At 60.2% G+C, this 22054-nt stretch carries 17 protein-coding genes; 6 read left to right on the top strand and 11 right to left on the bottom strand.

The annotated features are described in order from the left end of the window. Positions 1 to 253: 253 nt before the first annotated feature. Positions 254 to 1144: a tyrosine recombinase XerC gene (gene xerC / locus EJA70_RS14045; RefSeq protein WP_158831518.1), complete on the top strand. Its 891-nt coding sequence runs from the start codon at positions 254 to 256 to the stop codon at positions 1142 to 1144. Here xerC and EJA70_RS14040 read toward each other — a convergent pair whose 3' ends face one another. The 6 genes from EJA70_RS14040 to EJA70_RS14015 all read right to left on the bottom strand — a co-directional run bounded on the left by EJA70_RS14040 (position 1145) and on the right by EJA70_RS14015 (position 8974). Continuing rightward, positions 1145 to 2203 carry an ABC transporter ATP-binding protein gene (locus EJA70_RS14040; RefSeq protein ID WP_158831460.1) on the bottom strand — a complete coding sequence of 353 codons (1059 nt, stop codon included), beginning with the start codon at positions 2201 to 2203 and terminating at the stop codon, positions 1145 to 1147. Further along, positions 2200 to 3795 (bottom strand): iron ABC transporter permease, encoded by a 1596-nt coding sequence (locus EJA70_RS14035; protein WP_158831516.1) that lies wholly within the window; start codon positions 3793 to 3795, stop codon positions 2200 to 2202. The genes EJA70_RS14040 and EJA70_RS14035 overlap by 4 nt, the downstream gene beginning before the upstream one ends. 3 nt (positions 3796 to 3798) lie before the next feature. Next, complete coding sequence (locus tag EJA70_RS14030) at positions 3799 to 4812, bottom strand: iron ABC transporter substrate-binding protein (protein WP_158831458.1); 1014 nt, start codon at positions 4810 to 4812, stop codon at positions 3799 to 3801. 211 nt (positions 4813 to 5023) lie between these two features. Beyond that, positions 5024 to 6541, bottom strand: a complete 1518-nt coding sequence (locus tag EJA70_RS14025) for a glycosyltransferase family 39 protein (RefSeq protein WP_158831456.1) — start codon at positions 6539 to 6541, stop codon at positions 5024 to 5026. Next, a complete protein-coding gene (gene arnT / locus EJA70_RS14020) occupies positions 6538 to 8253 on the bottom strand; it encodes a lipid IV(A) 4-amino-4-deoxy-L-arabinosyltransferase (protein WP_158831454.1) in 1716 nt (571 codons plus the stop codon). Before arnT ends, EJA70_RS14025 begins: the two co-directional genes overlap by 4 nt. A 55-nt stretch (positions 8254 to 8308) precedes the next feature. Beyond that, entirely contained in the window at positions 8309 to 8974 is a 666-nt protein-coding gene (locus tag EJA70_RS14015; RefSeq protein WP_371924579.1) for a histidine phosphatase family protein, read from the bottom strand. Between the two features lie 330 nt (positions 8975 to 9304). On the opposite strand from EJA70_RS14015, the gene EJA70_RS14010 reads away from it, so the two are divergent. Next, on the top strand, positions 9305 to 10609 hold the full coding sequence (locus EJA70_RS14010; protein WP_158831452.1) for a HAMP domain-containing sensor histidine kinase: 1305 nt from the start codon (positions 9305 to 9307) through the stop codon (positions 10607 to 10609). On the opposite strand, the gene EJA70_RS14005 is transcribed toward EJA70_RS14010, so the two are convergent. From EJA70_RS14005 to EJA70_RS13985, 5 genes are all read right to left on the bottom strand, one after another. Then, the gene (locus EJA70_RS14005; protein WP_158831450.1) at positions 10567 to 11118 is read right to left on the bottom strand and encodes a membrane integrity-associated transporter subunit PqiC; all 552 of its coding nucleotides are present in this window, start codon (positions 11116 to 11118) and stop codon (positions 10567 to 10569) included. The genes EJA70_RS14010 and EJA70_RS14005 overlap by 43 nt on opposite strands. Positions 11119 to 11134: 16 nt before the next feature. Further along, positions 11135 to 12790: an intermembrane transport protein PqiB gene (locus tag EJA70_RS14000; protein WP_158831448.1), complete on the bottom strand. Its 1656-nt coding sequence runs from the start codon at positions 12788 to 12790 to the stop codon at positions 11135 to 11137. A gap of 229 nt (positions 12791 to 13019) precedes the next feature. After that, positions 13020 to 14321, bottom strand: coding sequence for an FAD-binding oxidoreductase (locus EJA70_RS13995; RefSeq protein ID WP_158831446.1), 1302 nt, complete (start codon positions 14319 to 14321; stop codon positions 13020 to 13022). After that, positions 14318 to 15406, bottom strand: coding sequence for a polyamine ABC transporter substrate-binding protein (locus tag EJA70_RS13990; protein ID WP_158831444.1), 1089 nt, complete (start codon positions 15404 to 15406; stop codon positions 14318 to 14320). The genes EJA70_RS13995 and EJA70_RS13990 overlap by 4 nt, the downstream gene beginning before the upstream one ends. 155 nt (positions 15407 to 15561) lie before the next feature. Beyond that, positions 15562 to 16920 carry a glutamine synthetase family protein gene (locus EJA70_RS13985; RefSeq protein ID WP_158831442.1) on the bottom strand — a complete coding sequence of 453 codons (1359 nt, stop codon included), beginning with the start codon at positions 16918 to 16920 and terminating at the stop codon, positions 15562 to 15564. A gap of 162 nt (positions 16921 to 17082) precedes the next feature. Between EJA70_RS13985 and EJA70_RS13980 the strand changes: the two genes are divergently transcribed. From EJA70_RS13980 to EJA70_RS13965, 4 genes are all read left to right on the top strand, one after another. Beyond that, positions 17083 to 17982 carry a helix-turn-helix domain-containing protein gene (locus tag EJA70_RS13980; RefSeq protein ID WP_158831440.1) on the top strand — a complete coding sequence of 300 codons (900 nt, stop codon included), beginning with the start codon at positions 17083 to 17085 and terminating at the stop codon, positions 17980 to 17982. A 90-nt stretch (positions 17983 to 18072) separates the two neighbouring features. After that, a complete protein-coding gene (locus tag EJA70_RS13975) occupies positions 18073 to 18582 on the top strand; it encodes a sigma-70 family RNA polymerase sigma factor (protein ID WP_008086001.1) in 510 nt (169 codons plus the stop codon). Continuing rightward, positions 18579 to 19529, top strand: coding sequence for a FecR domain-containing protein (locus EJA70_RS13970; RefSeq protein ID WP_178116860.1), 951 nt, complete (start codon positions 18579 to 18581; stop codon positions 19527 to 19529). Before EJA70_RS13975 ends, EJA70_RS13970 begins: the two co-directional genes overlap by 4 nt. A gap of 67 nt (positions 19530 to 19596) precedes the next feature. Next, entirely contained in the window at positions 19597 to 21996 is a 2400-nt protein-coding gene (locus tag EJA70_RS13965; RefSeq protein ID WP_158831436.1) for a TonB-dependent receptor, read from the top strand. Positions 21997 to 22054: the final 58 nt, after the last annotated feature.

The raw sequence follows: 22054 nt of genomic DNA, 5'->3' as shown, positions 1-22054 counted from the left end.
ATTAAGGTTATGCCCGTTTTTGTGAAAGGAACATGAAAAACCGGTCGGCGAATCGTTTATCTGAAACTCATACAGCCGCTGTTCAGACTTCTACCGTTTATCGTCATTTTTAGTAGAAAAGTCTTACAGAAGTGTTCCCCTTAGACGGGGAATGTTGCAGTTGTTAGTTGGTGTGTTGAATTGTTTTTACTCAAGGCCTTTACGTTTGATTGACTTGCCCGCTGTTCCGTTGGAAACCCGCCAAACCAATCCGATGACCGTGTATCTGGCAGGCCTGGCACCTTCCAGCCAGCTGACCATGCGTTACGTTTTGCAGGACGCTGCCGATCGCCTCGGCTTTGCCGAGATGAATGTCGAAGATATTCCCTGGCATGCGTTACAACCTGAAGATGTTGTCGCGCTGGTGGCCGCTTTACGCGAAGACAACTACGCGCCGAACACTTCTTCGCTTTATGTCAATGCCATACGCGGTGTAATGAATGAAGCCTGGCGCATGAGCCTGATCAGCCAGGACCATCTTTTGAAGATGCGTTCGGTAAAAGGCATTGCCGGCACGCGACTGTCGCAGGGGCGCAATCTCAAGCGCACCTTGATTCACGAACTTATGGAAGTCTGCGCCGCCGACCCGCGCCCGCAGGGCCTGCGCGACGCTGCAGTGATCGCACTGTTGTATGGCACCGGCATGCGCAAGTCGGAATCGGTGGATCTGGATTTGAATCAGGTCGATTTCCGCGAACGCAGCCTGACCGTCACCGGCAAGGGCAACAAGCAACTGATCAAATATGCACCGACGTGGGCGTTCGACAAGCTCAATAAATGGCTGGAGTTCCGCCGCGAGCAGCTCAAGGACGGCGAGAGCGACGATGCCTTTCTGTTCAACCGCATCCGCCGTGGCAGCCACATCACCCGTGAGCGCATCACCAAACACGCGATCTACTACATTGCACGTCAGCGTGGCACCCAGGTTGGTGTGAAGATCATGCCGCACGATTTCCGCCGTTCGTTCATCACCCGGGTGATCGAGGAGCACGATCTGTCGATTGCGCAGAAGCTCGCCCACCACAGCAATATCCAGACCACCGCCAACTACGATGTGCGGGATGACAACGAGCGGCGGCGTGCGGTGGATCGCTTCGATCTCTGATCAGAGCGCGGCGAACACGTGGGCTGCACCGAGCACCGATAATTGCACCGCGCTGCCGGCGGGCGGCGCGTGCATGCCGGAGCTGCGCACCAGTAGCGAACGGCCCGGCGCCTGACTGGCGGGGGAGCGCAGTTCGACCGTCAGCGTGCAGGTGTTGCCGGCGAAATCACGTTCGGTGACCACCGCATCGCAGCTCGGAGCGCCAATGACGGTGCCGCCGACCTGCAATTGTTCCGGTCGCAGCATGATCTGCGCATCGCCAATGAAACCATTGCTGTTGACTGGCACCGGGCCGAGATCGCAGTGCGCCCAACCGGATTGAATGCGCGCCGGCATCACCACGGCTTCGCCGAGAAAGTGCGCGGTCTGCTCATCGTTCGGGTAGCGATAGAGGTCCATCGGATGCCCGGACTGCACCAGGCGACCGCCGCGCATCACCGCCAACTGGTCGGCAAATGACAGTGCTTCGCCCTGATCGTGGGTGACCAGAATCGTCGTGACGCCCGCGTCTTCGAGCAAGCGCGCGACCATTTTGCGCATGGCGCTGCGCAGGCCAGTATCGAGCGCGGAGAACGGTTCGTCGAGCAGCATCAGGCGTGGTTGTTGGGCCAGCGCGCGCGCCAGTGAAACCCGTTGCTGCTGGCCACCGGACAACTCATGCGGCCAGCGCTGGGCCATGTTGGCGTCCAGCGAAACGCTGTCCATCAGTTGCGCGATGCGCTCGTGTCGCGCCGTGCCTGTGAGGGTCAGACCGAAGCCGATGTTGGCGCTCACGGTCATGTGCGGGAACAGCGCGCCGTCCTGCGGCACGTAGCCGATCTGGCGCTGATAGGCCGGAACCGCGTGAGTGCTGTCGACCAGCACCTGACCGTTGAGAGTCAGGCTGCCGGCGTCGGGGAATTCGAAACCGGCGATCATCCGCAACAGCGTGGTTTTACCGGAACCCGAAGGGCCGACAATCACCGTGCGGCTGCCAGTCGGTACGGACAGGCAGATGTCATCCAGCGCTTTCTGCGCGCCAAAGGCTTTGCTCAGGGAGATCAGTTCAAGTGCGTTCATCGGCCCGCGGTGCGCCTGGATTGGTGGTAGAGGATGGCCGTCAGCGGCAGCGATAACAGCACCATCAGCAGTGCGTAAGGCGCCGCAGCGGCGTAATCGATTTCGCTGGTCATGGCCCAGAATCCGGTCGCGAGGGTGCGCGTGCCGTTGGGGGCGAGCAGCAGGGTCGCGGTCAGTTCATTGGTGATCGCCAGAAACACCAGCGCTGCACCGGCTGCCGCGCCGGGTGCGGCGAGGCGCAGGGTGATCAGCCACAAGGCGCGCAACGGCGAGCGGCCGAGGCTTTGCGCGATGTTTTCCAGCTCCACCGGCGCCTGGGCGAAACCTGCGCGCAGGCTGACCAGTGCGCGCGGCAGGAACATCAGCAAGTAGGCCAGCAACACGGTGATAGTGGTCTGGTAGATCGGTCGGGCGAAATGGATGGTCACGGTCACCAGCGCCAATGCGACGACAATCCCCGGCAACGAACTGGTGATGTAGTTGCAGCCTTCCAGCAAACGTTGCAGTTTGCCGGGCGCACGGATCGACAACCAGGCAATCGGTATCGCCGCCAGACTGGTCAACAGCGCTCCGGCCACGCCGAACGACAGGGTTTGCAACAGCGCGGGCAATAACTCGCCGCCGCCCCAGACCTCCAGACCACCGGCGATCAACCAGCGCCCCAAGGTCAGCAACGGTACGCCGAGAGCGAGCAGGCACGTCAGCATTTGCAGGCCCAGCCCGAGCGCTTTGGCGCCGCGACTCAGCAACACGGTGCGTTGTTCGCGCGCACTGCCGGAACCCACGCGGGCGTAACGCGCCTTGCCACGGGCGGCTGATTCGACCGTGAGCATCGCCAGACAGCACAGGGCCAGAACCCCCGCGAGCATGTTCGCCGCCGGGCCGTTGAAGGTTGATTTGAACTGATCGAAAATCGCTGTGGTGAACGTATCGAAACGGATCATCGCGTAGAGGCCGTACTCGGCCAGCAGATGCAAACCCACCAGCAGCGCACCGCCACAAATCGCCAGGCGCAACTGCGGCAGCACCACGCGGAAAAACACCGCCCAGGGCTTGAGACCGAGGGATTCGGCAACGTCTTCTATCGCTGGATCGAGTCGCCGCAAGGTCGCTGCAACCGGCAGATAAAGGAACGGGAAATAGGCGATCACCGACACCAGCACTCCGGCCGGCAATCCATGGATCGATGGAATCAGGCTGACCCACGCATAGCTGTGCACGAACGCCGGCACCGCCAACGGCGCCACTGCAAGCAATGACCACAGGCGCCGCCCGGGCAGGTTGCTGCGTTCGGTCAGCCACGCCAGCGTCGTGCCGAGCACAATGCACAAGGGCAGGGTGATCAACACCAGCAGCACCGTGTTGATCAGCAGTTCGCCAACCCTTGGGCGAAACACCAGGGCTTCGATCGTCGCCCAGCCGGTCGCCCACGACACGCCGATCACAAACGCAATCGGCAGCAACGACAACAGTGAAACCGTGATCGCCAAGGCAACTACCCACGACCCCCCGCGACCAGTGAGGGCGCGGGTTTTCAGTGGCAGGTGAGCGGAAGACGCCGCAGCGATTTCCGCCGGTAAAGGTTCCGGGATCACTTACAGGATTCCCGCCTGAGTCATCAGCTCGACGGCTTTCTTGCTGTCGAGTTTCGATGCATCAACCTTTGGCGCATCGAGCTCCTTCAACGGCGTCAGCTTAGAATTCGAAGGCGCGTCTTTGCCCACCGCGTACTCAAACGAGGTGCCGCTATGGAGGATTTCCTGACCCTCTTTGCCGGTGATGTATTTGACGAACTTCTGTGCGTCTTGCTGGTGTTTGCTGGAGGCCAGCACGCCGGCGCCGGAGGTGCTGACAAACGCGCCCGGGTCCTGATGTTTGAAATAGTAGAGCTTGGTGTTCTGGCTGTTTTCGCCGGTCTTGGACTGATCGACGAAGCTGTAATAGTGATAGATCACGCCGCTGTCGATCTGGCCGGCGTTGACTGCTTTGAGCACGGCGCTGTTGCCGCGATACACGGTGGCGTTGGTCTTCATGCCTTTGAGCCAGTCGAGCGTGGCGGCTTCGCCTTTTTGCTCCAGCACCGCAGCGACGATGGCCTGAAAATCAGCACCCGCCGGGGAGGCGGCCCAGCGACCTTTCCAGTCCGGTTTGGCCAGGTCGAGCAGGGATTTCGGCAGGTCTTTTTCCGCAAGTTTTGCCGGGTTGTAGACGAACACCGTGGAGCGCGCAGCGATGCCGATCCACTGGCCGTGGGCCGGACGGTAGGCTGCATCGACTTGTTCCAGCGTGGCGGGCGCGATCGGCGCGAACAATTTGGCGTTGTCGACCAGCACCATCGCCGGGGAGTTTTCGGTGAGGAACACATCCGCCGGAGAGGCCGCGCCTTCCTGTACCAATTGATTGCCCATTTCGGTGTCATCGCCATTGCGAATCGTCACCGGAATGCCGGTCTCTTCGGTAAAGCCGGCGACCCAGGCCTTGGTCAGGCTTTCATGCTGCGCGTTGTAAACCAATAGACCGACGCCGTCGGCGGCGTAGGCCTGGCTGGCAGCGAGCAGGGCGCTGGCCAGCAACGCGCGTTTCAGGAAGGACGGAAACTGTGGATTCATGACGACAACGCTCCTGTTTTTCAGACGGTATGGGCAGGCACTCGCGAGCGGACTTCAATGCGAATGATTTGCATATGTTGAGTCGCAGGCAATGTAGAGAGGCAAATGAGAAAAAAACGTCAAACAAACCGTTAATACATGTCATTTTCATTCAGATTAGCAGCGACTCGAAAACGCACGATTGCCGTGCGTCATTTAACGTCATGAGATTTCAGGAGGGATTGGGCAGGTAGGCGACGCTCTGGTCCTCGCGGCCATGGAAAAATTGCTCGCCGCGTGTCGGCGTGGTGGTGATGATCCGGTGGTCGGCGCTGAGATAACCGAGCGGCACAGGCTCGCCTTGGCGGTACTGCGCAACGAAGATGGTGCGTTGCGGATTCCATTGCTGACCGCTGCTGCGTTCAAGCCAGGCGATCAGCGCGGCACTGTCGCCGCTGCGCGGAAAGTCTGCGGTTTGCGCCACGTAATAGAACGGCGCTCCGCCGGTTTGCAGGTACATCGGCACTTTGTTGTCGACCTCGACCATGACCATGCGCCACTGATCGAGCGGCGCCTGCTGGCTGGCCTGTTCGCGCACGGTTTCGCCGAAACGGATCACGCCGCCACCGCTGTTGGTCCACGGGTAGAGCACGCCAAGTACGCCCACCAGCACCGCAGTGGCGACGCCAAAACCGATGTTCAATCCACGACCTTCGACGTTGCGCGCCGCCATGCGCCGGGTGATCCACCAGGCGCCGAGCAGTTGTGCGAACGGCACCAATGGCAGCACGTAATAGCTGCGGCGGCTGCCGCTGGCGGTGAAGAAGATCATCAGCAAGGCCAGCCCCTGAATCAGCCAGCGGGTGTCCGGCTCGATCTGCCGCCAATGCCGCAGCGCCACCCACAATGCAATCAACCAGCAGGGTGCCCAAGGCAAGGTGTAGACCGGCAGATATATAAGGTAGGTGTAGATCGGCCCGATGTTGTCGAACGGCTGGAAAAACCGCACGACGTTTTCCCGCAGCACCAGACCCAGGCCACTTTCGCCGTAGTTCGGCGCGCCATACAGATGCGAGAGCAGGAACGGCGCCATGTAGAACGTACCGGCAATCAGCAACGCTGCAGCCAGACGCAGATTCAGGTGCAGCTTCCAGCGCTTGTCGCTCAGCAGGTGCGGCAGCAACACCAGCCCCGGCAGAATGAAGCCGATCAAGCCCTTGAACAGCGAGGTCAACGCCAGCAAGCCGAAAAACACTACGTATCGCCAGAGTTTTGTATCGTCCGGCCCGCGCCAGTACCACCACACGGCAGCGAGCACGCCGCACACGGTGAGGATGTCGGCGGTGGCGACGCGCGCCCAGAACACGAAATAGAACGTAGTGGCCAGCATCCATCCGGCGATCAGTCCGGTGCCTTTGCGAAACAGCTGCTCACCCAGCAGGTACACCAGCCAGACACTCAACCACGCCGCGACAACCGACGACAAACGCAGTGACCAAGGCCCGAGGCTGCCGGTCAGCCAGGCGCTGGCGGTAATCAACCAGTACGACAGCAGCGGTTTGTCGTAGTACGGCCCGCCCTTGAGATACGGATCGAAATAGTCGCCGCTTTGCAGCATCTGCAAAGCAATGTTGGCCCAGCGGGTTTCCGCGCCCCACAGTTCGCGAACGCCGAGGCCGAAGAGCAACATCAACGCCGTGGCCGCGAGCAGCATCCATAAAGCCTTGCGGTCATTGGCCGTTGAGCTCATGGCTGGCTCTTGGCGAAGATGTAGATTTGCAGATTGCCGCGCTGGTAGTGCTTGCCATCCGCCGGCAACAGGCCGATTTCCTGTTCGTCCTGCGTGCTGTTGACGCGCATCACCACTGCCACCGAGCCTTTTTGGCGTGCTTGCGTCATCCATTCGCCGACGTCGGCCAGGCTGACCTTGCGCGACGCCATGGCCGGGTCTTCGAGACCGTATTTGAGCTCACCGACGGTGTTGAGCAGGTCGACTTGCGGTCGCTGCAAACGCCACGACAGCGCCGACGCCGCGCCCAGGTCATTACTCAACAGTGACGCCGTTTCACTCAATGCCTGCTGATGTTCGGCAATAAACTGGTCAGGCATTTTGCTGTCGACGATCAGCGCGGGCATGGCCGCCGGCAGTAGCGCGATCAACAGGCCGATGCCCAGCGCCGGCATCGCCCACAGAGTCAGCGGACGCATGATCTGCAGGGCGTTGGCGATGATCCAGCCGATCAACACGATAAACACCAGCGACAGGCTGAACATTTCGCTGTGGGTGTAGAGCTCTTTGCTGGTTTGCAGATAGATCAGCGCAATCAGGGCAACGCTCGCCAGTGCTGTGTTGATTACTCCATTGAGACGCAGGATACGGCTGTCGCGCTGCTGCAGCCAGTGCACCACGTTGTGCCCCATGAGCAAGGCCAAAGGCAGCAGACACGGCATGAGGTAAGTCGGCAACTTGCCGCTGCTCAGGCTGAAAAACGCTAATGGCAGGAGGAACCACAACGCGAGAAACGCGATTTTCGGCTGGCGTCTTTCGCGCCAGGTACGGATCAACGTCGACGGCAACAACATGGCCCACGGCAGCGTCGCGGCGAACAGCAACGGCAGGTAGAACCACCATGGCCGCGCATGCTGGGCATCATCGCCGGCAGCAAAACGGCGAATGTGTTCATGCCAGAAGAAGAATCGCCAGAAATCCGGTTCGCGCGCCTGCACGGCCAACGCCCAAGGCACGCTGACGAGTGCGGCGACCAGCACCGCCACCAGCCCGTAACGCAGTATTTCACCAAAGCGGCGTTGCCAGATCATGTAGGGCAGGGCGATCAACACCGGCAGCAGCAGGGCGAGAAAACCCTTGGTCATCAGGCCCATTCCGCAGGCGGCGCCCAGCAACGCCCAACTGCCGAGGCGGGCCTTTACGCTGCGGCTATCAATGGCAAACCACACCGCGACCAGACTCAGATTGACCCACAAGGCGAATTGCGGATCGAGGTTGGCGTAGCCCGCCTGACCGGCGATCAGGCCAAAACTCATGTACAGCAACGCGCAGGCAGCGCTGATGCGCGGGCTGTTCCACAAACGCCGCGCCAGCACATAGGCCAGCCAGACGCTGGCGCCACTGCTCAATGCCGAGGCGATGCGCACCCCGAACAGGTTGTCACCGAAAATCGCCTGACCGATGGCGATCATCCAGTAACCGGCAATCGGCTTCTCGAAGTAGCGGATGCCCATGAAATGCGGTGCGACCCAGTTGCCGCTGAGGAGCATTTCCTGGCTGATCTGGCCGTAACGGGTTTCGTCGGGGATCCACAAGCCGTGGCTCATCAGTGGCAGCAGATAAAACAGCACGAAGGCGAAAATCAGCCCGGGAATCGCCCAGCGCTCAACCATCGAGGGGGCTTGTGATAAATGTCGGACAGCGTGGCGCAACGGTTTGTTATCAGACGTCATGACTGGACCTTGGCGCGGATAAAGTATTTGGGGCGAAAGTTCGGATGTTTGCGGGTTAATGGGCACTTGTTGTTTGCCAGAACGGGGTATTTAAAATGCCCAGGACGCTAAGTTTCTGCTGATGGTTAATTCGCACCAGTAATACGCTGCCGTATTCGGCGGCAATTGCATGAGGAAAACCGCTCTGTTTTTCGAAGTCGCTGATACAACCGCTGTGGGTGACCAGAATCAGATTGTGCTGCGGTGTCTTGTTCGCGACGATTTCATCGCGCAGCGTCGGTCCGCAGGTGGCCAGCCAATCCTCAGTGCTGGCGTCATGACCGAACATCGAGTGTGCGGTTTGTGCTGTCCGCGTCAACGGGCTGCTCAATACGTGCGTCTGCTGCATGCCGAGACGCACAAAGCCCTGACCGACTGCTGCTGCCGCGAGATTGCCCGCTTCGGTGATGCCGTCAGCCGGGCCGAGGCAAGTGTTGCTCGAGCGATCGCAGCGTTCGGTATGGCGGACCAACGCGACGATTTCGCCCGCTTGCCACGCCTTGACCCACTCGGCGGTGGTGGCGCGATCGGCGTGATCGAGGTCAGCCGGCGAGCGTGGCCACCAGACAAAACCGCTGACCAGGATCGCTAAGAACACAACGCAAGCAAGCGCGATCAACAGGCGCAGGCGCGGAGTACGCGGCAACTTTGATGGTGTTTCAGATTGAAATAATTGCGCCACAATATTGCCCCTTCTAACTCCTGATGTTTCATTCAGTGCAACGCAAGGCTCAGGCAGCGAGCAACTTTACGACTACTTGGTTGAATGCTGGCTGAACACTAAGTTCGGGGTCGTAGGGGCGCGGTGAATAACATGTGAAAAAATTGCGGAAAGTTGAAGCGCCTAACTAAAACGGCTATTTGATAAATAAACTCAAACGCTGTTTTTGTTTGGCGCAGGTCTTAACAACGCGCAGGGGTTGCGGCGAAGCTCGGTTGTGGCGGACAACGGCGTTGCGCTGTTCTATTGTTGCCCTCACGCCAGACAACCCGATAGGAGCCGACTGAACGAATGGATCTCAAGCACAGCCTGACGACGCGGATCGTGATCGTGTTCGCCCTGATGAGTGCCTTCGTCGCCGGGGTATTTGCGTTGGGGATCGTCGCCACCGTGCATGTGGTCGAGCGAAAATTGACCACCACCACGTTGAGCGGTGGCCTGCACCGGCTGCTGGCGATGGAAGACATCAGCCACTGGAGCCACAAGCCGGAAAAGAGCGAGTTGTTTTTCGCTGAAGGCGCCAAGCCCCCGCTGACGCTAACCACGCAATTGGCGGCGCTGCCACTGGGCTTTCAGGAGATCAAGTTCCACGGTGAAGACTTCTACGCGATGGTCGAATCGGTGGCCGGGCGCAAGTACGTGCTGCTGCGTGACCAGGGCAGTCTCGAACAGCGTGAACACTTGTTGTTCATCGTGGTGATTGTCGGTTTCATCCTCAGCATTCTATTGGCGATTGTGCTCGGCCGGTTGCTGGCGCGCCGGGTGATGGCGCCGGTGATCCGCCTGGCGCGACAGGTGCGCCACCGCGATCAGCTCATCGAACTGGCGCCACCCCTGCACCCGGATTACGCCGCTGATGAAGTTGGCGAACTGGCGCTCTCGTTCGATGAGACCCTTGGTCGCCTGCGAGCCACCCTGAGCCGCGAAAAACTCTTCACCAGCGACGTCAGCCATGAACTGCGCACACCGCTGATGGTGCTCGGCAGCTCTTGCGAACTGCTGTCGGCCAACCCGTCACTGGATGCGCGTTCAACGGCGCAGGTCAATCGCATTGCCCGCGCCAGCAGTGAAATGCGCCAGTTGGTTGAAACCTTCCTGATGCTCGCGCGAAAGCCTGATGAAGTATCCGTGCAGTCGTCGGTAACGCTCAAGGAAGTGGCGGATGCCCAGGTAGAAGTCTGGGGGCGGTTGATCCGCGAAAAAGGCCTGGAGTTTATCTACGTTGAGCAGTTGGATTGCACGACGCGCTACAACCTGACGTTCTTGCAGTCGGTGCTGGGTAATCTGTTGCGCAACGCCTGGCACTACACCGACCACGGCTTTGTTCGCTTGACCCTGCGTGACGACAGTTTTGTGGTCGAGGACAGTGGCATCGGCATTCCCGAGGAGCAACACCACGCGATGTTTCAGCCCTTCGTGCGCGGCGATGAACAACGTGGGGAAGGGCTTGGTCTCGGACTGTCGCTGGTGCAGCGAATCTGCAACCAGCAACAGTGGCGGGTACAACTGACGACCCGCGAGCCTAACGGTTGTATTTTTACCGTGACCCTGGCTCAGGAGGAGGGCGGGCAAGCGCGCGGATTACCGGCGGCCTGACTGATCAGCGCCGCGAGGCGTTTGACGTTGTTCTGCTGAGCCGTCACCAGTTCATCGATGCTCGGCCCCGACGGGGTCTGCAAGGTCGAACGGCACGTGACCAGTTCGCTGTCGGTATCGCCCAGCGGGCGCAGCCGCCATTTCGCATCGATCAGCGCGTACTGGCCGGGAATCGAGTCGAAGCGCTGGACGTCGATGCGCACCGAGACGTTGCCGCGGCCGCTGCTGTTATTCAATTGATCGGTCAACGCACTGCGCAATTCATCCGCCAGACTCGCGCCCCACCATTGGGTTTCAAGAATCGCCAGGCCACTGTTGCCCTGACGAATGACGATTTGCGGGCGGTCGACCTGCGGCGGCACGCTGATGCCTTCAATCGGGATTTGCACCCCGGAGCGGGTGCTGCCCAGTTGCACCGGGGTCAGCGTGTGAAAGCTGATCGGGTCGCTGCGGCAGGCGCCCAACAACATGAACGCAGCGAGCACGGTGATCTTCAGCGGTAAAGCCATGGGGTAGCTCCTGTGCTCAATTGCGTGGCGGTCCTTTCAGGTCCAGTGGCGCTGCGTTGTCTGGGCGACCGCGAATCAGCGATTCCGGATGGCGACCGAGGTAATCCGAGAGTTCACGCAGGGAGCGCGACATGCGGCCGAGTTCGTCGAGGGTCTCGGTGAGCTTCTCGCGTTGCGGTGAATCTTCGGCCAGGGTCGAACTGGCGGACTGCAGGGTTTTGCTGACGTCGGCAAGGGTGTTCTGCACGCCCGGCAAGGTCTTCGCGTTGAATTGGGCCAGGCCTTTGCGCAGTTCGACCAGGTTGCTGTCGAGGTTGCTGGCAATGCGATCAACCGGCAGCTTGTTGAGCTTGTCGACCACGGCTTCGAGTTTTTCCTGCAACTGTTCGAGGCTGCCCGGAACGGTCGGGATCACCACCGGACGCTGGGTCGGATCAAACGCCACTTTTTCGGCTTTCGGAAAGAAGTCCAGGGCGATGTACAACTGCCCGGTAAGCAGGTTGCCGCTGCGGGCCTGGGCCCGCAGGCCATTGTCGATGAAAGTGCCCATCAGGCGTATGCCGGCGGCTTCGTCGTTTGGATCGTGCTTGAAGGTGGTGAGCATTTTTTTATAGGCCAGACCGAGGCGCTGCGGATAGATGACAATGCCGACGTTGACCGGGAAACTGCGTTTTTGCGGGTCGAAATCAAGATTGATTGCGACCACTCGACCAATTTCCATGCCGAGGAACTCGACCGGGGCATCGACCTTCAGCCCGCGCATGGCTTGATCGAAGCGCAAACTCAGGTATTGCGCCTTGCCGTTGGGCGGGGCGAGGGCGGTTTGCTGGTCGGCGAACAAATCGAAATCCTTGTCGTCGGCGGCGGCAACGTCGTTGGGGCTGTAATCGGGGGCGCGGAAGGCAATACCGCCGACCAGCAAGGTCGATAACGACTCGGTTTTCACGGCAAAACCGTTGGCGCCGACATTGATATCAATGCCGCTGGCGTTCCAGAAACGGGTGTTTTCGGTGACAAAGGCATCGTTTGGCGCGTGGATGAACACTTCGATATTGACGCCCTTGCCATCCGGGTCGAGGGCGTAAGTAACGACCTGGCCGACCGGGATCTTGCGGTAGTAAACCGGCGAGCCGATGTCCAGTGAGCCCAGGTCCGGGGCGTGCAGCATAAAACGCTTGCCGGGTTCGCCGTAGGTAATCGGTGGCGGGTTTTCGAGGCCTTTGAAGTTTTTCGCGCGGGCATTGGACTGGCCGATGTCGGCACCGATGTAGTCACCGGAGAGCAGGGTGTCGATGCCGGAAACACCGCCAGCACCGATCCGTGGGCGCACGACCCAGAACTGCGAGTCTTCGCGGGTGAAGGTTTCGGCCTGCTTGGCCAGCTTGATGGTGGCGTTGACGCTTTTCTGGTCGTCGCTCAAGTCGACATCCGTGACCTGGCCGACGACCACGTTGCGGTACTTGACCTCGGTTTTGTTCGCCGTCAGCCCGCTGCCAGTCTTGAAGGTGACCACGATGGTCGGGCCTTCCTGGAGGATGTTGTGCACAACCAGCGAGATGCCCACCAGCACGGCCACGATCGGCACGATCCAGACCAGTGAAATGCCGAAGCGGCGGGTTTTGATGGGGGCCTGGCCTGGTGCTCGCGGCTCGTCGGTGGCTGACGACTTCATCCATGTCCTCCTCGATTGATTGGGCACTGAGCGTCAGGAACGCAAAAGCACCTCATCAATATAGAAGTGCTTGGCGATAGAGCAAATCTGTATACCCCATGCACTGCGAATTGATCGTTCCCACGCTCCGCGTGGGAACGCAGCCCGTGACGCTCCGCGTCACTGGACGCAGAGCGTCCCTTGAGGCATTCCCACGCGGAGCGTGGGAACGATCAGATTGGGTAGGGGGTTAGCCGAGGATTTCGCGCAGGCGGTACCAGAACATGCCCAGCGCCAGCAGGGGCGAGCGTAGCGCCGGACCGCCAGGGAAGGTCATGTGCGGCACGCCGCTGAACACGTCCAGGCCTTGGCTGTGCCCGGCATGAATCGCTTCGCCGAGCAGTTTCGCGCACCAGTGGGTGACGTTCAGGCCATGGCCGGAGTAGCCCTGCGCATAAAACACATTCGGATGCTGCTTGAGCCGCCCGACCTGCGGGAAACGGTTGGCGGTGATGCCGATCTTGCCGCCCCACTGGTAATCGATGCGCACGTCTGCCAATTGCGGGAAGACCTTGAGCATCTTCGGCCGCATGTACGCAGCGATGTCCGCAGGATCGCGCCCGGAATAATGGCAGGCACCGCCGAACAACAAGCGCCGGTCAGCCGAGAGCCGGTAATAATCGAGGCCGACTTTCTGGTCGCACACCGCCAGATTCTGCGGGATCAGTTGCGCGGCGCGCTCCTCCGACAACGGTTCGGTGGCAATGATGTAACTGCCGGCCGGCAGCACTTTGCCACTGAGTTGTTGTTCGAGTTCATCCAGATGCGCATTGCAGCCGAGCACCAGGCTACCGGCACGCACCGTGCCATGGGCGCAGCGCACTTGCACCGTCGCGCCATGGATGATTTCCAGCACCTGACTTTGCTCGAAGATCCGCACGCCAAGGGAGGCCGCCAGCCGCGCTTCGCCTTGCACCAGATCCAGCGGATGCAGATGCCCGGAACCCATGTCCACCAGCCCACCGGCATAGATCTCGGAGTTGACCACTTGCTGGCGGATCTGCTCCGGGCCGATCAGGCGGGTTGCGTGGGCATAACCGAGTTCGGCGAGGTCGACCAGTTCTTCCTTGAATGCATCGAACTGCGCAGAGGTGTTGGCCAGATCGCAGAAGCCCCAACGCAGGTCGCACTCGATGCCGTGGTCGCCGATGCGCTGGCGCACCAGTTCCACCGAGTCGATGCCGGCGCGCTGCAAGTAACGCACGCCGTCCTGGCCGACATACTTGGCGAAGCCGTCGACGTCATGGCCAATGCCACGAATCAACTGCCCGCCGTTGCGCCCGCTGGCGCCCCAGCCGATGCGCCGGCCTTCGATCAGAATCACCGAAAGCCCGCGCTGTGCCAGTTCAATGGCCGTGTTGACCCCGGTGAACCCGCCGCCGATCACGCAGACATCGGCGCTCAGCTCACCTTCCAGTTGCGGATAGGCCGTGGTCGCCCGCGCTGAAGCTGCGTAGTAGGAGCGGGCGTGTTCTTCGGTGTACTGATTCATTTGTTCGACTTCACTTTGCTCCAGGACCGGGTCATCAGACGCATGATCGCTTGAGGCGGGGTGGTAGAGATGTAGAGCTTGTCGAGCACTTCCTGCGGCGGATACACCTCAGGGTTGTTGACCAGCGCCTGATCCATGTACTGCTTGGCGGCCGGGTTCGGGTTGGCATAACCGACCGACGCGCTGACCTTGGCAATCACTTGCGGATCGAGCAGGTAATTAATGAAGGCGTGCGCTTCTTTGGTGTTACTCGCGTCGGCGGGAATCGCCAGCAGGTCGAACCACAGGTTGGCGCCTTCTTTCGGGATGGCGTAGGCGATGTTCACGCCGTTCTTGGCTTCCTTGGCGCGGTTGGCGGCCTGGAACACGTCACCGGAATAGCCGAAGGCTACGCAGATGTCACCGTTGGCCAGATCCGAGACGTATTTGGAGGAATGGAAATAGGTGATGTACGGACGAATGCTCAGCAGTTTCGCTTCGGCTTTTTTGTAGTCTTCGGGGTTTTCGCTGCGTGGGTCCATGCCCATGTAGTTGAGCACCGCAGGGAAGACTTCGTCGGCGGAATCCATCATCGACACGCCACACTGGGTGAGTTTTTTCAGATTCTCGGGTTCGAACAGCACGGCCCAGGAATCGATGTGATCGATGCCCAGCACTTGCTTGACCTTGTCGACGTTGTAGCCGATGCCGTTGGTGCCCCACAGGTACGGCACCGAGTGCTCGTTGCCCGGGTCGTTTTTCTCCAGCAGTTCAAGCAGCTTCGGATCAAGGTTTTTGAAGTTCGGCAGTTGCGAACGATCCAGTTTGAGGAAAGCCCCGGCCTTCACCTGACGGGCGAGGAAGTGGTTGGATGGCACGACCACGTCATACCCGGTGCGCCCGGCGAGGAGCTTGCCTTCGAGGGTTTCGTTGGAGTCGAAGACGTCGTAGATCACCTTGATCCCGGTTTTTGCCTGGAAGTCGGCGAGGGTGGTTTCGCCGATGTAGTCGGTCCAGTTGTAGACGCTGACCTGGGGCTGGGCGTGTGCTCCAACGCTGCACATCAGGGCCAGAGCGGCGGGAACCATGGATTTCAACAGACGCATATCGACACCTCTAATTTATTGGACTTTTCAGGTGGTTCGCTAATCCTGTGGGAGCGGGCTTGCCCGCGATGAGGTCGGCAGCTTCGACATCACTGCTGAATGTGCCGCCGCCATCGCGGGCAAGCCCGCTCCCACAGGTTTTGTGCAAATTTGAATTAAACGCTGAGCATCAGGAACTCACGCTCCCACGAGCTGATCACGCGCTTGAAGTTTTCATGCTCGGCACGCTTCACCGCGACGTAACCACGGACGAACTTGTCGCCGAGGTATTTCGCCACGGTTTCGCACTCTTCCATCTGCGTCAGCGCTTCCTCGATGGTGATCGGCAAACGCAGGTTGCGGCGTTCGTAGGCGCGGCCCTGTACCCCGGCGCTCGGCTCGATGCCATCGACCATGCCGATGTAGCCGCAGAGCAGGCTCGCGGCAATCGCCAGATACGGGTTGGCATCCGCGCCCGGCAAGCGGTTTTCCACACGCATCGCCTCAGGGCTGGAGGTCGGCACACGCAGGCCGACGGTGCGGTTTTCTTCGCCCCATTCGACGTTGACCGGCGCCGAGGTATCCGGCAGGAAACGGCGGAACGAGTTGACGTTCGGCGCGAACATCGGCAGCACTTTCGGGATGTACTTCTGCAAACCGCCGATGTAATGCAGGAACAGTTCGCTCATCTGCCCGTCGGCGTTGGCAAAGATCGGCTTGCCGGTGGCGATCTCGACCACGCTCTGGTGGATGTGCATGGCGCTGCCCGGTTCATCGCCGATCGGCTTGGCCATGAACGTCGCGGCAACGTTGTGCTTGAGCGCAGCCTCACGCATGGTGCGTTTGAACACGGTGATCTGGTCGGCCAGATCCAGCGCGTCGCCGTGGCGGAAGTTGATTTCCATCTGCGCCGGGCCGTCTTCGTGGATCAGCGTGTCGAGGTCCAGGCCTTGCAGTTCGCACCAGTCGTAGACGTCTTCGAACAGCGGATCGAATTCGTTGGCGGCATCGATGGAAAACGACTGACGACCGCTTTCCGCACGGCCCGAACGGCCCAGCGGTGCCTTCAGCGGCAAATCCGGGTCTTCGCAACGTTGGGTCAGGTAGAACTCCATTTCCGGCGCAACAATCGGCTTCCAGCCTTTGTCGGTGTACAGCTGCAAGACTTTCTTCAGCACGTTGCGCGGCGACAGTTCGATCGGGTTGCCGAACTTGTCGAAGGTGTCGTGGATGACGATGGCGGTCGGTTCGATCGCCCATGGAATCACGTAGACCGCGTCAGCCACTGGTTTGCAGACCATGTCGATGTCGGCAGGATCGAGCAGGTCGTAGTAGATGTCGTCGTCGACAAAATCCCCGGTTACCGTTTGCAGCAGCACACTTTCCGGCAGGCGCATGCCTCGCTCATGCAGGAACTTGTTGGTCGGTGCGATCTTGCCGCGGGCGATGCCGGTCAGGTCGCTGACCACACATTCAACTTCGGTAATCTTGTGATCTTTCAGCCACGTGAACAGCTGATCGAAAGGGGCATTCATAAAGACCTCGTTATTGGTTTTATAGACGCCGGGGAGGGCGGGTTTCATCTTCCGCCCCTTCCCCTGTGGCGCGTTGACGACTATCTTGGGCGAGCCTTGCAGTTCCATCTATCCACTTTAAGCAGCACCAAAGCGCACCAAAAGAGTGCGCAAGGTCACCCCATGACAACGTGCAATCCGCTCCAGGTACAAGCGTTCAACACCGCCGATGTCGCTGAACAAGTTCGCGTGACACCGGGTTGGGTACAGCATTACCAACAGATGTCGCCAGGCCATTTCGCCGGGCAGATTCGCTATCTGGATCTGCAGGGTGTCGAGGTCTACGAAGAGCAAATGAACACCCGCGTCGAGCAGAATTTCAGTGCACCGTCGGGGGCGCTGGCGTTCTGTTTTGATCGCAGTGACAACGCGCTTTATCTGCTCAATGAAGACAGTCGCAACATCTGGATCACCCCGGAGAACTACCAGGAAATCGCCGTGGTGTTCGGCCCGGAGTTCGTTCGCCAGCACGGTCTGGACGTGGCGAAACTGGAAGGGATGTTTATGACCCAGCTCAACTGCGGGCAGAACGCCTTGTTCAGTCGCTGGTTAAGCTCGACTCTCACGAAGTTGTCGCAAGCTGTTGATCCGCTTGATAAAGATGGTCTAACCAGGCAGCTATTGGATGACTGTCTGTTCATCCTCGACAACGCGCGGGTGTGCCTGGACGGCGGCGGCTTGCAGCGGCGCACTGCAGAGCGCGCCATCATGAAACGCGTCGGTGACTGGGCGGCGGACTCAGCGGAAGAGACCCTCAATCTGCTCGAACTCTCGCAGGTTGCGGGCGTGTCATTGCGTCAGTTGCAACAGGCCTTCAAGGCCTACACCGGCATGACGCCGAGCCACTGGTTACGTCTGCGCCGGTTGAACAGCGCCCACCGCGAACTGCTCAAGCGTCGCCCCACGGAAACCACCGTTGCCGAGGTGGCCATGCAGTGGTCGTTCTGGCATCTGGGACGGTTTTCAAGCAGTTATCGGGCGTTGTTCAAGGAATTACCGAGCGAGACGCTAAAGCGCTCTTGAATGCCGTAGCGGATAAAAAGGCTTTGTGTCGGCGCGCAAGTTAAATAGAATCACTCTCATTTGAAACTGACTTCGCGCAGGACTCTTGAGATGACTGAAGCAGCGACGCCATCGCCGCAGCACCTGCACGAACTGTATCGCGATCATCAAGGCTGGCTGGAAACCTGGCTGCGGCGGCGCATGGGCAATGCCTGGGATGCGGCCGACCTGAGTCAGGACACCTTTGTGCGTGTGCTGTGCAGCGCGCAACCGATTGCCGACATGCGTGAGCCACGGGCGTACCTGTTGACCGTCGGCAAACGCCTGCTGAGCAATTTCTACACGCGCCGCAGCCTGGAAAAAGCCTATCTCGAAGCCCTCGCGCAATTGCCCGAAGAATGCGTGCCGTCGCCCGAGCAACGCTGGGTGCTGCTGGAAACTCTGCAAGCGTTGGATGAATTGCTCGATGGCTTGCCACGGCCAGTGCGGCGGGCATTTCTCTGGAGTCAGCTGGAAGGCCTCGGTTACCGCGAAATCGCTGAGCGCCTGCAGGTCTCTGAGCGAACCATAAAACGTTATATGGCGCAGGCTTACGAGCATTGCTTGATGTTGGATCTATGATGCGTGTAGCGCCCAATACGGAAGCACGCGAAGTGGCGCGCGCCGCCGCGCAATGGCTGGCGTTGCTTGAATCGGGTGAAGCCAGTGAAACGGATCACGTGCGGCTGAAGGCTTGGCGCGACAGCGATAGCCGCCATGAAAACGCTTGGCAGAAGATCCAGTTGTTGCGCCAGCGTTTTTCCAGTCTGCCCGCAGAATTGGCCATGGCCACACTGGATCGCCCGGACCTGGCGCGGCGTGCGGCGCTGAAACGGGCGCTGGCGCTGGCCGCATTGATGCCGACGGCGTGGCTGGTCAGTCGCCAATTGCCCTTGGACGTCTGGCGCGCCGACTTGCAGACCGGCACTGGCGAGCACACACGAACACGGTTGGCCGACGGCAGTACTTTGCAACTCAATACGGCGAGCGCGGTGAACGTTGATCTGGCCCGTCGTCAATTGACCCTGGTGCGCGGCGAAATGGCGCTCAACGTCGCTGGCGGCGCTGCATTGACGATCAACGCAGCTTACGGCCGGATCATCGTTAGTCGCAGCGAACTCTGTGTGCGCCTCAATGAACGTGACTGCAACGTTTCGGTGGTCAGCGGTGCGGTGCAGTTGCAACCGTTGCAAGGGCCGGCGCTGCAGTTGAATGCAGGGCAACAGATCACTCTGCAAGCGTCCGGTGCCGGCCCGGTCTCGGCGTTCGACGCCAAAATGCCCGGCTGGCGCGACGGCGTGTTGATGGCGCAAAACCAGCCTCTGGGCGACTTCCTGCGCGAGTTGAGTCGTTATCGCTCAGGGCTGTTGCGGTGGGAGCCGGCCCTGGAAAGCCTGCGCATCACCGGCAGTTTCCGTCTCGACGACACCGATAAAGTGCTGGCGCTGCTGGCGGCAAGCTTGCCGCTGGAGGTGCATTCGCGCACGCGCTTCTGGGTCACGCTGACGCCGCGAAAAAATATCGTCTGAAGCCTGTCCCCTTTCTTCGCCTCACCGGTCATTGCAGGTAAGTGAACAAAATCGAGAGCTTCTTCCAATGCCCGCAGTATTCCCAAGTCGTTTGCGTCCGTTGTTGCAGTTGAGCTTCGTGCTGAGCCTGAGTGCCAGCCCGGTATTGATGCAATCCAGTTGGGCCGATGACGCCCGGCGCAATTATCAGGTGCCCGCCGGCAGTCTGAGTGCGGCGCTGACGCGTTTTGCCGGGTTGGCCGGGGTCAATCTGTCAGTCGATCCGGCCCTGGTGAGCGGCCGCAACAGCAATGGCCTGGCCGGTGAATATGGCGTGGAAGAGGGCTTCACTCGGCTGTTGTCGGGCAGCGGTCTGCAATTGCAACCGGTGGGTGATCACGCTTACACGTTGATTCCCGCGGCCGATGGCAGCAGCCTGCAATTGGCGCCGACTTCGATTCTCGGTGCGACCGGCACAACCGACGCCGATGTGTTTGCCGGCGGACAGGTGGCGCGCCGGGGCTCACAGGGTTTGCTGGGCTCCAGGGACTTCATGGAAACCCCATTCAGCATGACCACTTACACCAGTGAGGCGGTGAAGAATCAGCAGGCGCGCACCTTGGGTGACCTGATCGGCAGCGACCCGTCAGTGCGCGCAACCAACCCGGCGGGTGGCCGCTATGAGCAGTTCACCATCCGTGGTTTCAGTCTGTTCAACAGCGACGTTGCCTATAACGGCCTCTACGGCGTGTTGCCGACCTACACGATCGACATGGAGATGGCCGACCGCGTCGACATCCTCAAAGGCCCGAGCCAGTTGATCAACGGCATTTCGCCACGGGGCAGTGTCGGTGGGGGGATCAACGTGGTGCCCAAGCGCGCCAGCGACCAGCCGATCACCTCGTTGACCGCCAACTACGCCTCCAATAATCAGCTCGGTGGCGCCGTGGACGTCGGCCGCCGTTTTGGCGAAGACAACCAGTTCGGTTTGCGTTTCAACGGCGTCAAACAGTCGGGTGACACGGAGTGGGATCATCAAAGCGTCGACCGTGACATGGCCGTGCTCGGCCTGGATTTTCGCGGCGAACGCCTGCGCCTGTCGACGGATATCGGCCACACCGAACGCGACACCGATGCACCGCAGGAACGCGTGCAAGTCGCGGCCAATGCCAAGGTGCCGAGCGCGAACAATGTGCATCGCAACTACGCGCAACCGTGGAGCCAAGCGAAAACCCGGGACACCTTCGGCACGCTCAATGCCGAGTTCGATGTCAGTGATTCGGTGATGCTGTACGGCGGCGTCGGTGCGCGCAAAAGTAATCATGACTTCTTGCGCCACGCCGTATCCGTGACCAACGATGCCGGTGATTTCAGCGTTCTGCCGCGCGACTTCACCCGCGACGAAAACGTGCGCACGGCCACGGCCGGTGTGCGCAACTGGTTCCATACCGGGCCGGTGAGCCACGAGGTCAACCTCGCGGCCAGCTATTTCTACATGGATTTCGAGAATGGCGGTGCGCGCTACGCCACCGGGCGCAGCAACCTGTATGAGCCGGTGGAAACGGCAAAACCCGGCACACCGACGCGCTACGACGCCAAGGTCTACACCGAAAACCGCTTCAGCGGCGTGGCGTTGTCTGACACGCTGGGGTTCTTCGACGATCGACTGCTGTTGACGCTGGGCGCTCGCTGGCAACGGGTGAAAGTCGATGACTGGAGCGATGACGTCAAAGGCGACACGGCCTACGATGAAGAAAAAGTCTCGCCCTCGGGCGGCATTCTGTTCAAGGCGACGGACAAGTTGTCGCTGTACGCCAACTACATGGAAGGCCTCAGCCAAGGCAAGATCGCCCCTTCGACCTCGATCAACGAGGACGAAATCTTCCCGCCGTTCATCAGTCGCCAGGTTGAAGTCGGCGCCAAGTACGACGCGGGTGCCTACGCGCTGACCGCCGCAGTATTCCGGATCAAACAGCCCGCTTACGAAACCAATGCCACGACACGCGTCTTCGGCCCCAACGGCAAACGCCAGAACGACGGGGTCGAACTGAGCGTGTTTGGCGAGCCGTTGAAAGGCTTCCGGCTGTTGGGCGGCGTGATGTTCATCGACAGCGAACTGACCAAGACCACCAACGGCACGTTCGACGGCAATCGCGCGCCGGCGACCCCGAAATACAACGTCAATCTGGGCGCCGAATGGGACGTGCCGACCGTGCAGGGACTGACGTTGACCGGGCGCGGAATTTATTCCAGCTCGCAGTATCTGGATCAGTCCAACGAGAAGCAAATCGACGCCTGGGAGCGTTTTGATGTGGGCACGCGCTATGCCTTCAAGGTCGATGAGAAAACCGTGACCTTGCGCGCCAATGTCGAGAACGTGCTGGACAAGCGTTACTGGAGTTCGGCGGGGGCTTCGGATGACAGTGAACCGGGGTTGACCCTGTCGACGCCGCGAACTTATCTGTTGTCGGCGACTGTGGATTTTTGAGTGGCTGTAATTTAGCGAAAGCCCAGGGACGGGCTTTCAAACAGGAAATGGTTATTGT

The organism is Pseudomonas sp. PB103 (genome assembly GCF_009764635.1).
Taxonomy (GTDB): Bacteria; Pseudomonadota; Gammaproteobacteria; order Pseudomonadales; family Pseudomonadaceae; genus Aquipseudomonas.
The sequence above is the reverse complement of the archived record's forward strand: the minus strand, read 5'-3'. Positions and strand labels throughout refer to the sequence as shown.

Coding starts and splice junctions, on each gene's coding strand:
- xerC (WP_158831518.1), top strand. CDS start 254: ATGACCGTGTATCTGGCAGGCCTGGCACCTTCCAGCCAGCTGACCATG.
- EJA70_RS14040 (WP_158831460.1), bottom strand. CDS start 2,203: ATGAACGCACTTGAACTGATCTCCCTGAGCAAAGCCTTTGGCGCGCAG.
- EJA70_RS14030 (WP_158831458.1), bottom strand. CDS start 4,812: ATGAATCCACAGTTTCCGTCCTTCCTGAAACGCGCGTTGCTGGCCAGC.
- EJA70_RS14025 (WP_158831456.1), bottom strand. CDS start 6,541: ATGAGCTCAACGGCCAATGACCGCAAGGCTTTATGGATGCTGCTCGCG.
- arnT (WP_158831454.1), bottom strand. CDS start 8,253: ATGACGTCTGATAACAAACCGTTGCGCCACGCTGTCCGACATTTATCA.
- EJA70_RS14010 (WP_158831452.1), top strand. CDS start 9,305: ATGGATCTCAAGCACAGCCTGACGACGCGGATCGTGATCGTGTTCGCC.
- EJA70_RS14005 (WP_158831450.1), bottom strand. CDS start 11,118: ATGGCTTTACCGCTGAAGATCACCGTGCTCGCTGCGTTCATGTTGTTG.
- EJA70_RS14000 (WP_158831448.1), bottom strand. CDS start 12,790: ATGAAGTCGTCAGCCACCGACGAGCCGCGAGCACCAGGCCAGGCCCCC.
- EJA70_RS13995 (WP_158831446.1), bottom strand. CDS start 14,321: ATGAATCAGTACACCGAAGAACACGCCCGCTCCTACTACGCAGCTTCA.
- EJA70_RS13990 (WP_158831444.1), bottom strand. CDS start 15,406: ATGCGTCTGTTGAAATCCATGGTTCCCGCCGCTCTGGCCCTGATGTGC.
- EJA70_RS13985 (WP_158831442.1), bottom strand. CDS start 16,920: ATGAATGCCCCTTTCGATCAGCTGTTCACGTGGCTGAAAGATCACAAG.
- EJA70_RS13980 (WP_158831440.1), top strand. CDS start 17,083: ATGACAACGTGCAATCCGCTCCAGGTACAAGCGTTCAACACCGCCGAT.
- EJA70_RS13975 (WP_008086001.1), top strand. CDS start 18,073: ATGACTGAAGCAGCGACGCCATCGCCGCAGCACCTGCACGAACTGTAT.
- EJA70_RS13970 (WP_178116860.1), top strand. CDS start 18,579: ATGATGCGTGTAGCGCCCAATACGGAAGCACGCGAAGTGGCGCGCGCC.
- EJA70_RS13965 (WP_158831436.1), top strand. CDS start 19,597: ATGCCCGCAGTATTCCCAAGTCGTTTGCGTCCGTTGTTGCAGTTGAGC.